Source organism: Streptomyces sp. WAC 01529 (assembly GCF_003945545.1).
In the GTDB taxonomy this organism is placed as follows: Bacteria; Actinomycetota; Actinomycetes; order Streptomycetales; family Streptomycetaceae; genus Streptomyces; species Streptomyces anatolicus.
Genome location: NZ_CP029617.1, coordinates 6,481,593 through 6,493,851 on the forward strand (window position 1 = coordinate 6,481,593; position 12,259 = coordinate 6,493,851).

Annotated in this window: 10 protein-coding genes; 1 reads left to right on the forward strand and 9 read right to left on the reverse strand. The window is 72.5% G+C overall.

The window, feature by feature from the left end:
* Positions 1 to 34: 34 nt before the first annotated feature.
* From DMA15_RS28910 to DMA15_RS28930, 5 genes are all read right to left on the reverse strand, one after another.
* Complete coding sequence (locus tag DMA15_RS28910; protein ID WP_125515662.1) at positions 35 to 2,167, reverse strand: 3-hydroxyacyl-CoA dehydrogenase NAD-binding domain-containing protein; 2,133 nt, start codon at positions 2,165 to 2,167, stop codon at positions 35 to 37.
* Entirely contained in the window at positions 2,164 to 3,390 is a 1,227-nt protein-coding gene (locus DMA15_RS28915; protein ID WP_125515663.1) for an acetyl-CoA C-acyltransferase, read from the reverse strand. The genes DMA15_RS28910 and DMA15_RS28915 overlap by 4 nt, the downstream gene beginning before the upstream one ends.
* 1,159 nt (positions 3,391 to 4,549) lie before the next feature.
* The gene (locus tag DMA15_RS28920; RefSeq protein ID WP_125515664.1) at positions 4,550 to 5,824 is read right to left on the reverse strand and encodes a ribonuclease D; all 1,275 of its coding nucleotides are present in this window, start codon (positions 5,822 to 5,824) and stop codon (positions 4,550 to 4,552) included.
* Between the two features lie 78 nt (positions 5,825 to 5,902).
* The gene (locus DMA15_RS28925; RefSeq protein ID WP_016643199.1) at positions 5,903 to 6,565 is read right to left on the reverse strand and encodes a response regulator transcription factor; all 663 of its coding nucleotides are present in this window, start codon (positions 6,563 to 6,565) and stop codon (positions 5,903 to 5,905) included.
* 320 nt (positions 6,566 to 6,885) lie between these two features.
* Positions 6,886 to 7,551 carry a DUF3000 domain-containing protein gene (locus DMA15_RS28930; RefSeq protein WP_125515665.1) on the reverse strand — a complete coding sequence of 222 codons (666 nt, stop codon included), beginning with the start codon at positions 7,549 to 7,551 and terminating at the stop codon, positions 6,886 to 6,888.
* 85 nt (positions 7,552 to 7,636) lie between these two features.
* Between DMA15_RS28930 and hemE the strand changes: the two genes are divergently transcribed.
* Positions 7,637 to 8,710, forward strand: a complete 1,074-nt coding sequence (gene hemE, locus DMA15_RS28935) for a uroporphyrinogen decarboxylase (RefSeq protein WP_125515666.1) — start codon at positions 7,637 to 7,639, stop codon at positions 8,708 to 8,710.
* Between the two features lie 81 nt (positions 8,711 to 8,791).
* On the opposite strand, the gene DMA15_RS28940 is transcribed toward hemE, so the two are convergent.
* The 4 genes from DMA15_RS28940 to DMA15_RS28955 form a co-directional block, all read right to left on the reverse strand.
* Entirely contained in the window at positions 8,792 to 9,496 is a 705-nt protein-coding gene (locus DMA15_RS28940) for a spherulation-specific family 4 protein (protein WP_125515667.1), read from the reverse strand.
* Positions 9,493 to 10,419, reverse strand: a complete 927-nt coding sequence (locus DMA15_RS28945) for an NAD-dependent epimerase/dehydratase family protein (protein ID WP_125515668.1) — start codon at positions 10,417 to 10,419, stop codon at positions 9,493 to 9,495. Before DMA15_RS28945 ends, DMA15_RS28940 begins: the two co-directional genes overlap by 4 nt.
* A gap of 7 nt (positions 10,420 to 10,426) precedes the next feature.
* A complete protein-coding gene (locus DMA15_RS28950; RefSeq protein WP_125515669.1) occupies positions 10,427 to 11,140 on the reverse strand; it encodes a nucleotidyltransferase family protein in 714 nt (237 codons plus the stop codon).
* 65 nt (positions 11,141 to 11,205) lie between these two features.
* Positions 11,206 to 12,207, reverse strand: a complete 1,002-nt coding sequence (locus tag DMA15_RS28955) for a GDP-mannose 4,6-dehydratase (protein WP_125515670.1) — start codon at positions 12,205 to 12,207, stop codon at positions 11,206 to 11,208.
* Positions 12,208 to 12,259 lie beyond the last annotated feature (52 nt).

The following is a 12,259-nucleotide window of genomic DNA, read 5'->3' on the forward strand; positions in this document are numbered from 1 at the left end:
TGTCCCGTACGGCCCACTGTCAGTGCTGTGCGTGTTACGCCGGGACGCTCGCCACGCCCTGCGCGAGGAACCGCTTGCCGTTCACCCGCTCGCTGACGCCCTCACGGTCCAGGTACGGCGTGATGCCACCCAGGTGGAAGGGCCAGCCCGCGCCGGTGATCAGGCAGAGGTCGATGTCCTGCGCCTCGGCGACGACACCCTCGTCGAGCATGAGCCCGATCTCCTGCGCCACCGCGTCCAGCACGCGCTCGCGCACCTGCTCCTCGGTCAGGACCTTGTCGCCCTGCTTGAGGAGCGCGGCGACCTCGGGGTCCAGCTCCGGCTTCCCGGAGTCGTAGACGTAGAAGCCGCGCTTGCCCGCCTTGACGACGGCCGCGAGGTTCGGCGAGACGGTGAAGCGCTCCGGGAAGGCGCGGTTCAGGGTCTCGGAGACGTGCAGACCGATGGCCGGGCCGACCAGTTCGAGGAGGACCAGCGGCGACATCGGCAGACCGAGCGGCTCGATGGCCTTCTCGGCGACGGCGACCGGGGTGCCCTCGTCGATGACGTTCTGGATCTCGCCCATGAAGCGGGTGAGGATGCGGTTCACGACGAACGCCGGGGCGTCCTTGACCAGAACAGCGGTCTTCTTCAGCTTCTTGGCGACACCGAAGGCCGTGGCCAGCGACGCGTCGTCGGTCTTCTCGCCGCGCACGATCTCCAGGAGCGGCAGGATCGCGACCGGGTTGAAGAAGTGGAAGCCGACGACCCGCTCGGGGTGCTTCAGCTTCGACGCCATCTCGGTGACCGAGAGCGAAGAGGTGTTCGTGGCGAGGATGGCGTGCGCCGGGGCGACCGCCTCCACCTCCGCGAAGACCTGCTGCTTGACGCCGATCTCCTCGAAGACGGCCTCGATGATGAAGTCGGCGTCGGCGAAGCCCTCGGCCTTGTCCAGGACACCGGAGACGAGCGCCTTGAGGCGGTTTGCCTTGTCCTGGTTGACGCGGCCCTTGAGGAGGAGCTTGTCGATCTCCTCCTTGACGTATGACACGCCCTTGTCGACGCGCTCCTGGTCGATGTCGGTCAGCACGACCGGCACCTCGAGGCGGCGCAGGAAGAGCAGCGCGAGCTGCGAGGCCATCAGACCGGCGCCGACGACGCCGACCTTGGTGACCGGGCGCGCCAGGTTCTTGTCCGGGGCGCCCGCGGGGCGCTTGGCGCGCTTCTGCACGAGGTTGAACGAGTAGATGCCCGCGCGCAGTTCACCGCCCATGATGAGGTCGGCGAGCGCGGTGTCCTCGGCGTCGAAGCCCTTCTGGAGGTCGCCGTCCTTGGCGGCCGCGATGATCTCCAGAGCGCGGTACGCGGCCGGGGCGGCGCCGTGCACCTTCGAGTCGGCGATGGCACGGCCGCGCGCGACGGCGGCGTCCCAGCCCTCGCCGCGGTCGATCTCGGGCCGGACCACCTCGACCGAGCCGTTCAGGACGGAGGCCGTCCAGATCAGCGACTGCTCAAGGAAGTCGGCGCCCTCGAAGATCGCGTCGGCGATGCCCAGCTCGAAGACCTGCTTGCCCTTGAGCTGACGGTTCTGGTTGAGCGAGTTCTCGATGATGACCGAGACCGCGCGGTCCGCGCCGATCAGGTTCGGCAGCAGCGCGCAGCCGCCCCAGCCGGGCACCAGGCCGAGGAAGACCTCGGGCAGCGAGAAGGCGGGCAGCGCCTTGGAGACGGTGCGGTAGGAGCAGTGCAGACCGACCTCGACGCCACCGCCCATCGCGGCGCCGTTGTAGTACGCGAAGGTCGGCACGGCGAGCCCGGAGAGCCGCTTGAAGACCTCGTGGCCGCCCTTGCCGATGGCGAGCGCGTCCTCGTGGCGCTTGAGCAGCTCCACGCCCTTGAGGTCGGCGCCGACGGCGAAGATGAACGGCTTGCCGGTGATGCCGACGCCGACGATGGAGCCCTCGGCGGCCTCCTTCTCGACCTGGTCGATCGCCGTGTTCAGATTGGCGAGGGACTGCGGCCCGAAGGTGGTCGGCTTGGTGTGGTCGAAGCCGTTGTCCAGCGTGATGAGCGCGAAGCGCCCGGCGCCCTGGGGCAGGTCGAGGTGGCGTACGTGCGCCTGCGTGACGACCTCGTCCGGGAACAGCTCGGCCGCACCCTTCAGGAGCTCAGTGGTCGTGGTGCTCACTTGTCGCCTCCGGCGTCCTTGTGGTTCGGGTTCTCCCAGATGACCGTCGCGCCCATGCCGAAGCCGACGCACATGGTCGTGAGGCCGTAGCGCACCTCGGGCTGCTCCTCGAACTGCCGCGCCAGCTGCGTCATCAGGCGTACGCCGGAGGAGGCGAGCGGGTGGCCGAAGGCGATGGCGCCGCCGTACTGGTTGACGCGCGCGTCGTCGTCCGCGATGCCGTAGTGCTCCAGGAAGGCGAGCACCTGCACGGCGAAGGCCTCGTTGATCTCGAAGAGGCCGATGTCGGAGATGGACAGGCCCGCCTTGGCGAGGGCCTTCTCCGTGGCCGGGATCGGGCCGTAGCCCATGACCTCCGGCTCGACGCCCGCGAAGGCGTACGAGACGAGGCGCATCTTGACCGGCAGGCCGTTCTCCCGCGCGAACTCCTCGGAGGCGATGAGGGAGGCGGTGGCGCCGTCGTTGAGACCGGCGGCGTTACCGGCCGTGACACGGCCGTGCGTACGGAACGGCGTCTTGAGCCCCGCGAGGTTCTCCAGGGTGGTCCCCGGGCGCATCGGCTCGTCGGCGGTGGCGAGGCCCCAGCCGGTCTCACCGGCCTCCGCGTTCGTCCGGCGTACGGAGATCGGCACCAGGTCGGCCTGGATCTTGCCGTCGGCGTAGGCCTTGGCGGCCTTCTCCTGCGAGCGCACGGCGTACTCGTCGGCGCGCAGCTTGGTGATGCTCGGGTAGCGGTCGTGCAGGTTCTCGGCGGTCATGCCCATGAACAGCGCGGACTCGTCCACGAGCTTCTCGCTCACGAACCGCGGGTTGGGGTCGACGCCCTCGCCCATGGGGTGGCGGCCCATGTGCTCGACACCACCGGCGACGGCGATGTCGTACGCGCCGAACGCCACGCTGCCGGCGACCGAGGTCACCGCGGTCAGGGCGCCCGCGCACATGCGGTCGATGGAGTAGCCGGGCACGGACTGCGGCAGCCCGGCGAGGATGCCGGCGGTGCGGCCGATCGTCAGGCCCTGGTCGCCGATCTGCGTGGTCGCGGCGATGGCGACCTCGTCGATCTTGGCGGGGTCGAGGTCCGGGTTGCGGCGCAGCAGCTCCCGGATGGCCTTCACGACGAGGTCATCGGCACGGGTCTCGTGGTAGATGCCCTTCGGGCCCGCCTTGCCGAACGGGGTGCGGACGCCATCCACGAAGACGACGTCCCTGACGGTACGAGGCACGATGGCTCTCCTCCAGGGTGCGGTTGCGCCACACCTGCGGCGCGCTTCCTTCTCCCCACCCTACTTGCCGGTAACTATGCGGCCAAGGGAGGCCTCGGGGAGGCGAACGTCACACTTGCCCCGCCGCTCGGCGCGGGGTGGCTCCCGGGGCTCCCGGGGCGGGCCCCACGCTGTCGGGCGGGTCGCCCTGGGCGGCTGCCTGTGCCTGTGCCCGTGCCGGGGCCGACGCGGTCGATGGGCTCCCTCGCGTGGTGGCCCCGCGCGCCCTCCCAGAACGGGGGGTGCCGTTGGCGCGGGGGTGCGAGGCTCCCTCGCGTGGCGCCCTATTCCGCCCGCTTCGCGGCGGATGCTTCCCCACCCACCCACCCGTTCACCCCGAACCGGGGGGTGCCGTTGGGGCGGAGGGTGCGAGGCTCCCTCGCGTGGCGCCCTGTCCCGCCGCTCCGCGCCGGATGCTTCCCCACCCACCCGCCCGTTCGCCCTGCACCGGGGGGTGCCGTTGGGGCGGGGGTGCGAGGCTCTCTCGCGTGGCGCCCTATTCCGCCCGCTTCGCGGCGGATGCTTCCCCACCCACCCACCCACCCGTTCGCCCCGGACCGGGGGGTGCCGTAGGGGCGGGGGTGCGAGGCTCCCTCGCGTGGCGCCCTGTCCCGCCCGCTCCGCGCCGGATGCTTCCCCACCCACCCACCCGTTCGCCCCGAACCGGGGGGTGCCGTAGGGGCGGGGCCCTACGGCACTTGGTAGTGCCGGGTGAACGGGCGGGTGGGTGGGAGCGATCCGCCGCGAAGCGGCGGGACAGGGCCCACGGACGACGGGCAGGTTCACCATCCTGGCGATCCGCAGCCGAAGCGGGCGGAGCATGGGCCAGGGGCGACGGGCAGGTTCACCGCCGCGGGGATCCGCAGCCGAAGCGGGCGGGACAGGGCCTAGGGACGACGGGCGGGTTCACCGCCCCGGCAGTCCGCCGCCGGAGCGGGCGGGGCGGAGGCCAGGGACGACGGGCGGGTTCACCGCCCCGGCAGTCCGCCGCCGGAGCGGGCGGGGCAGAGGCCAGGGACGACGGGCAGGCTCACCATCCCGGCGATCCGCCGCGGCGCGGGCGAACCGGGCCCCGCCGACCCGGCCCCGCGAGGCAAGCCGAGCCCCGCCCGAGCCCCGCTCAGGAAAGCGCCGCCACCAAGGGCGACGTCACCTGGGAGATCTGCCAGTGCCGCGCCCCGTGCGCGGCCAGCGCCGACGCCACCGAGTCGGCGTCCACCTGAGCCGGAGGCTCCCAGCAGACCCGCCGGACCGTGTCCGGAGTGATCAGATTCTCCTGCGGCATGTTGAGGCCCTCGGCGAGCGAGGAGATCGCCGCCCGCGCCGCGGAGAGCCGCGCCGCGGCGGCGGGATCCCGGTCCGCCCAGGACCGCGGCGGCGGAGGCCCGCTCACCGTCTGCCCGGGCTGCGGAAGCTCCGCGTCCGGCAGCGCCTTGGCGCGGTCCACCGCGGCCTGCCACTGCTCCAGCTGACGCCGCCCCATGCGGTGCCCGAACCCGGGCAGCGCGGCGAGCGCGTGCGCGTTCGCCGGCAGGGCGAGCGCCGCCTCCACGATCGCCCCGTCACTGAGCACCTTGCCCGGCGACACGTCACGCCGCTGCGCGATCCGGTCCCGCGCGGTCCACAGCTCCCGCACGACCGCCATCTGCCGGCGCCGCCGCACCTTGTGCATGCCGGACGTCCGGCGCCAGGGGTCCTTGCGGGGCGGCGCGGGCGGCGCGGAGGCGATGGCGTCGAACTCCTCGTGGGCCCACTCCAGCTTGCCCTGCCGGTCCAGCTCCTTCTCCAGGGCGTCCCGCAGGTCGACGAGCAGCTCGACGTCGAGCGCCGCGTACCGCAGCCAGGGCTCGGGCAGCGGCCGGGTCGACCAGTCGACGGCGGAGTGCCCCTTCTCCAGTACGTAGCCGAGTACGCCCTCGACCATCGCGCCGAGCCCCACCCGGGGGAACCCGGCGAGCCGCCCCGCCAGCTCCGTGTCGAAGATCCGCGACGGAACCATGCCTATCTCCCGCAGGCACGGCAGGTCCTGGGTGGCGGCGTGCAGCACCCACTCGGTGTCGCCGATGGCCTCGCCGAGGCCCGAGAGGTCGGGGCAGGCGACGGGGTCGATGAGCGCGGAGCCCGCGCCCTCGCGGCGGAGCTGGACGAGATAGGCGCGCTGGCCGTACCGGTAGCCGGACGCGCGTTCGGCGTCGACGGCGACGGGGCCGGTGCCACGGGCATAGGCGGCGATCACCGCGGCGAGGGATTCCTCGTCGGCGATGACCGGAGGAATGCCGTCACGCGGCTCGAGCAAAGGGGTCGGCAGCCCTTCGGAAGCGAGGCCGTCGTCCGGAGGGGCGCCTCCGGTGGTTCGCAGTGAGCTGTCTGCTGCGGTCTCTTGGGCGTCGGTCACCTGTCAAGGGTATCTGTGTATGCACGGCGCCCGTCGACGGAACGTTCCGTCGACGGGCGCGGGAGGGTTGTAAATCAGTCAGTGGATGATTCCGGTGCGCAGCGCGACCGCCACCATCCCTGCCCGGTCGCCCGTGCCGAGCTTGCGCGCGATCCGGGCGAGGTGGCTCTTCACGGTGAGGGCCGACAGGCCCATGGAGACGCCGATGGCCTTGTTCGACTGGCCTTCGGCGACGAGCCGGAGCACCTCGACCTCACGTCCGGACAGCTCGCGGTAGCCGCCGGGGTGGCTCGGGGTGCCCGGAGGGCGGCGGTGCATTCGGGCGGCGGCCGAGCCGATGGGAGCGGCGCCGGGGCGGGTGGGGAGTCCGACGTTCGTACGGGTGCCGGTGACGACGTAGCCCTTGACGCCGCCCGCGAGGGCGTTGCGCACGGCACCGATGTCGTCGGCGGCGGAGAGGGCGAGGCCGTTGGGCCAGCCCGCGGCACGGGTCTCGGAGAGGAGCGTCAGGCCGGAGCCGTCGGGGAGGTGGACGTCTGCGACGCAGATGTCCCGGGGGTTGCCGATGCGGGGACGAGCCTCCGCGATCGACGAGGCCTCGATGACGTCGCGTACACCGAGCGCCCACAGATGGCGGGTGACGGTGGAACGGACGCGGGGGTCGGCCACGACGACCATGGCGGTCGGCTTGTTCGGGCGGTAGGCGACCAGGCTTGCAGGCTGCTCGAGGAGAACGGACACCAGGCCTCCTGGGGGGAGCGGGGGGAGGGGGGACGGGACCGGCTCGGGGATGAAGCCGGGACGAACCATGCTTTTCAAGGTCACAAACCTCTTCGGCAGCAAACCCGCCAGCCTTTAGGAATGATCACGATTTGATGAGTGTCAATCGGGACAATTAGGACACGTACTCGACCACCCGAAGACCATTCCGAACCCTCACCCTCCCGAGGGACAGCAAAAGCGCCAACGAAAGAGCCCCGCGGCACGAGGCCACGGGGCGAGCAAGGTTCCTACGACCGCCAGGACGGCTCCTGCGGCCATCGAGACGGTTCCCGCGACCCTCAGGGAGAAAGCGGCCCCCGCCGCTGCGGCAGCGACACCACCGACCCGTCCCCGGAGCCGGGCCCTACCGGCGGCAGCCCCGCGACCTGGCAGAGCAGCTCGCACCACGCCGCCAGATGCGCCCCCGTGTCCGGCACCCCGCCGCTCCCCTCGCGAGGCGTCCAGGACGCCCGGATCTCGATCTGCGAGGCGGGCGGACGCTCCGAGAGCCCCCCGAAGTAGTACGAGCCCGCGCGGGTCACCGTGCCGCTCGCCTCCCCGACCGAGAGCCCGCGCGAGCGCAGCGCCCCGGTCAGCCACGACCAGCAGACCTCCGGCAGCAGCGGATCCGCCGCCATCTCCGGCTCCAGCTCCGCCCGCACCAGCGTCACGAGCCGGAACGTGCCCTGCCAGGCATCGTGCCCCGCCGGATCGTGGAGCAGCACGAGCCGCCCGTCCGCGAGGTCCTCCTCGCCGTCCACGACCGCCGCCTCCAGCGCGTACGCGTACGGCGCGAGCCGCTGCGGCGGCCGCGTCGGATCGATCTCGATCTCCGGCCGCAGCCGTGCCTCCCGCAGCGCCTCGACCGCCGCGCGGAAGGGCGGCGGAGCCGCATCCGCCACTTTCCCCTCCGAACCGTCCATCTCTCCAGCGCCGTCCGACCGTTGTCCCTGAGCCGCAGCCATGCGGGGAAGGTTAAGGGGAACGGCGCCTTCGCGCAGGGAGAGACACCCGTGAGGGGGTCGCCGGTCAACGTGCGAGACTTTCCGCGTGAGTGCCAACAACAGCCAGAGCCCGACGGGCCGGCAGAACGCAGCGACGTACGACTCCCCCTTCATGAAGGCGTGCAGGCGCGAGGCCGTGCCGCACACGCCGGTCTGGTTCATGCGGCAGGCGGGGCGCTCACTGCCCGAGTACCGCAAGGTCCGCGAGGGCACCGCCATGCTGGAGTCCTGCATGCGGCCCGACCTCGTCACCGAGATCACGCTGCAGCCGGTGCGCCGCCACCACGTGGACGCGGCGGTCTACTTCAGCGACATCGTCGTACCGCTGAAGGCGATCGGCGTCGACCTCGACATCAAGCCCGGCATCGGACCGGTCGTCGAGAACCCCATCCGCTCGCGCGCCGACCTCGCGCAGCTGCGCGACCTCACCCCGGACGACGTCCACTACGTCACCGAGGCGATCGGGATGCTCACGGGTGAGCTGGGCTCCACCCCGCTCATCGGGTTCGCCGGGGCGCCGTTCACCCTCGCGAGCTACCTCGTCGAGGGCGGCCCGAGCCGCAACCACGAGCACACCAAGGCGCTGATGTACGGCGACCCGCAGCTCTGGGCGGACCTGCTCGACCGGCTCGCGGAGATCACCAGCGCCTTCCTGAAGGTGCAGATCGAGGCGGGCGCCAGCGCCGTGCAGCTCTTCGACTCGTGGGTGGGCGCGCTGTCGCCCGCCGACTACCGCCGCTCGGTGATGCCCGCGTCGGCGAAGGTGTTCGACGCGGTCGCCTCGTACGGCGTGCCCCGGATCCACTTCGGCGTCGGCACGGGCGAGCTGCTCGGGCTGATGGGCGGGGCGGGCGCCGATGTCGTGGGCGTCGACTGGCGGGTGCCGATGGACGAGGCCGCGCGCCGCGTCGGCCCCGGCAAGGCGCTCCAGGGCAACCTCGACCCGGCCGTCCTCTTCTCCACGCGCGAGGCCGTCGAGACGAAGACCGACGAGGTGCTCGCCGCCGCGAAGGACCTGGAGGGCCACATCTTCAACCTCGGCCACGGCGTCCTGCCGACCACCGACCCCGAGGCGCTGACCCGGCTCGTGGAGTACGTCCACACGCGTACGGCTGTCTGAGAAATCCCGGCTGTCCATGGTGTGACGGCTGTCTGAAGAATGTCCGAAAAGGGTCCCTCTCCGGCCGGACGGGGACCCTTTTCACGGTTCGCTCGTCATACCGGGCGTACCTTTTTGGCCGCTGGGCCGCCCCACGGGCACGTCCACGCGCGGCGGCTGCGTCCATGGATTGGGCCCCGCCCCCGGCACCGCGCAGTGCACCCCGGCGCCGCGCAGCGCGGCGGTGCGCTCCGCCAGCCCGGTCAGCGCGGGCGGCACGCCGTACACGAGGTGGCAGAAGTGCTCGGGGGAGTGCCGGGCCGTCCAGGGCGGGGCGGTGAACGCGCGCAGATACGTCGACCAGTGCCCCTCGAACGTGACGATCAGGTCGGCGAGGCGGGCGTACCCGGGCGCGGGGTGCACGCCCGGGTTGAGCACCACCGTCCGCGCGCCCCGCTCCCGCGCCGCGCGGACCAGGCGCCGGCAGTGCCGCAGCTCGCGGCGGCCGGGGGAGACCTGGTCGAGGAAGCAGCCGTCCACCTCGTACCAGGAGCGGTGCCGGTCCACGTCGTCGGCGACCGCCTTCGGTGACCGCCGCCCGTACGCCGTGTCGACGTACCCGAGGACCCGGACCCCCGCCTCCCGCAGCGCTCGCGCGGCGTCGGCGAAGGCCGGGTCGGGGGCCGCGCCCGGACCGTCGGCGGCGTTGAGGACGACGCCGTACAGCCGGGGCGCGGCCGCCACGAGCGCCCGCCAGGCTGCGGGGTCCGCGGCCGGGTGGACGTAGAGCGGGACCAGCAGGGTCATCGGGGGTCCCCGGTGACCGGCGCGAGGTGCGGCGCGCCGTCCGCGGCCCAGAGCGCGGCGAGGGACTCGCGCAGCGTGAACCGCGGCTGCCAGCCCAGCTCCCACTCCGCGGCGGTGACATCGGAGCACTGCCAGGGCACCGCCGTCGAACGGCCCACCGCGCCGAGCGTCTCCTCCACGTCCCCGGTGAAGCCCGCGGCGGCGGCCAGGCCGTGTGCCAGGTCGCGCACCGGGGCGGCCCGGCCGCTGCCGATGTTGAGCAGCCGCGGCAGCCGCCCGGGCAGGGCGAGCGCGAGCGCCACGGCCTGCGCCACATCGCGTACGTCGACGAAGTCCCGGTGCGCCGAGAGGTCACCGACGCGCACCGCGCCGTGCGGGGTCCGCACCAGCGCGCGGCTCAGCTCGGCGGTGAGGCGGCCGGGGAGACCGGCCGGGGGAGCGCCGGGGCCCACCGGGTTGGTGACCCGCAACACCAGGGCGTCGAGCCGCGTCTCCAGGACGGCGAGGGTCCCGGCCAGCTTCGTGGCGCCGTAAGGGGTGACGGGGCGTGCGGGGGCGTCCTCGGCGGTCCGCTCGCCGACCGCGCCGGGCCCGTACTCGGCCGCCGAGCCGAGGTGCACCAGGCGCGCGGTGGGCACCGCGGCCCGCATCGCCTCACAGAGGGCCGCGGGGCCGCGGGAGTTGACCTCGGCGAGGGTGAGCGTGCTGCCGCCGACCGCGCCCGCGCAGTTGACCACGGCGTCCGGCGCGGCCCGGCCGAGCTGTTCGGCGAGCGCCTCGGGCGTGCTGGTGGCGAGGTCGATCCGGTGGTCGTCGACGGGGGCGCGGCCGCCGCGGAGCAGCCGCACGCCCGGCAGGGCGCGCAGCCGCTCGGCGATGTGCCCGCCCAGATATCCGGTGGAGCCCAGGACGAGTATGCGCACGGTCTCGTCACGCTCCCTTGAGGAGGAGGGAGCGGTGGGTGGTGAACTCCGCGTTGGCCCTGTCGTAGTCGTCGGGGCGGCCGATGTCGAGCCAGTATCCGTCGAACTCGTAGGCGTGCGGGGGCGTTTGGGCCTTCAGCAGGTCGAGGACCAGCTCGTCGAAGCCGAGCGGGAGCCCCGGGGTGTAGGGGGCGAGCGTGTCGCGCGAGACGCCGTACACACCCATGGAGACGCGGTAGTCGATGCTCGGCTTCTCCGTGAAGGCGACCACGCGCTCCGATTCGGTGGTGAGCACGCCGAAGTCGATGCGCACCTCGCGGGCGTACGTCGCTATGGTCAGCGGCGCTCCCGAAGAGCGGTGGTTGTTCAGTACGTCCGCGTAGTCGAGGTCGGTGAGGATGTCGCCGTTCATCACGAGGAAGTGCTCGGGCAGCCGGTCCATCATGGTCAGGAGCGGGCCCATGGTGCCGAGCGGGCTGTCCTCGGTGGAGTAGCCGACGCGCAGGCCCCATCGGGAGCCGTTGCCGACGTAGGCGCGGATGATGTGGCCGAGGTGGCCGATGGCGATGGTGCAGCTGGAGAATCCGGCGGACGCCAGCTGGCGCAGCACGATCTCCAGGATGGCGTGCTGGTCGCCGATGGGGACGAGCGGCTTGGGCAGCGCGGTGGTGTACGGCCGGAGCCGGACGCCCTTGCCGCCGGCGAGGATGACAGCGTGCATGGTCGTTCTCCCTTGCGCAGTGGGTGAGTTGAGCCGTGGTGGGGCGGTGTCGGTCGCGCGGGGCGTCAGATGTTGTAGATGTCGGTCTTGTAGCGGGCCAGGTTGGCCGGGTCGCGGAAGAACTCGACGGTGCGGGCCAGGCCCTGCTCCAGGTCGTGGGCGGGGGCCCAGCCGGTCGCCGCCCGCAGCCGTGTCGCGTCGGCGACCAGGCGCATCACCTCGGAGGCGGCGGGGCGGATGCGCTGTTCGTCCTCGCGGACGTCGAGGTCGGCGGACATCACCTTGCCGATGAGCCGCACCAGGTCGCCCACGGAGATCTCGCCGCCGGTGCCTGCGTTGAACGTGCGGCCCACGACCGCTTCGGCGGGGGCGGTGCCGACGGCGAGGAAGGCCTGCGCGGTGTCGGCGACGTAGGTGAAGTCGCGGGTGGGGCGGAGGTCGCCGAGTGTGATCTCCCGGGAGCCCGCGGACACTTGGCCGATGACGGTCGGGATGACGGCCCGCATCGACTGGCGCGGCCCGAAGGTGTTGAAGGGGCGCAGGGTCACCACGGGCGTCTGGAAGCTGGCGTGGTAGCTGTCGGCGAGCCGGTCGCCGCCTGCCTTCGAAGCGGCGTACGGGGACTGGGTGTTGATGGGGTGGTCCTCGGTGATCGGCACGGTCCGGGCGGTGCCGTACGTCTCGCTGGTGGAGGTGTGCACCAGGCGGGGGATCTCCAGGTGGCGTACGGCTTCGAGGACGTTGAGCGTGCCGGTGACGTTGGTGTCCACATAGCTGTGGGGTGCCTGGTAGGAGTACGGGATCGCGATCAGGGCGGCCAGGTGGTAGACGGTGTCGGCGCCGGCGACGAGGCCGTTGACCGAGCCGGGGTCGCGTACGTCGCCCAGCACGATCTCGACCTCGGCGAGCACGTCGGGCGCCAGGGTCTCCAGCCAGCCGTAGGAGGAGAAGGAGTTGTACTGCGCCATCGCCCGGACCCGGTGGCCGGAGGCGACCAGGGCCTCGGTGAGGTGCGAGCCGATGAAGCCCTCGGCTCCGGTGACGGCGACGAGAGGTGCGGATGCCATGGGGACTCCTGGTGAAGGGGACGGTGAGGGTGTGCGGCGTGCCGTGCGGTGT

Coding starts and splice junctions, on each gene's coding strand:
- DMA15_RS28955 (WP_125515670.1), bottom strand. CDS start 12,207: ATGGCATCCGCACCTCTCGTCGCCGTCACCGGAGCCGAGGGCTTCATC.
- DMA15_RS28950 (WP_125515669.1), bottom strand. CDS start 11,140: ATGCACGCTGTCATCCTCGCCGGCGGCAAGGGCGTCCGGCTCCGGCCG.
- DMA15_RS28930 (WP_125515665.1), bottom strand. CDS start 7,551: ATGGCTGCGGCTCAGGGACAACGGTCGGACGGCGCTGGAGAGATGGAC.
- DMA15_RS28940 (WP_125515667.1), bottom strand. CDS start 9,496: ATGACCCTGCTGGTCCCGCTCTACGTCCACCCGGCCGCGGACCCCGCA.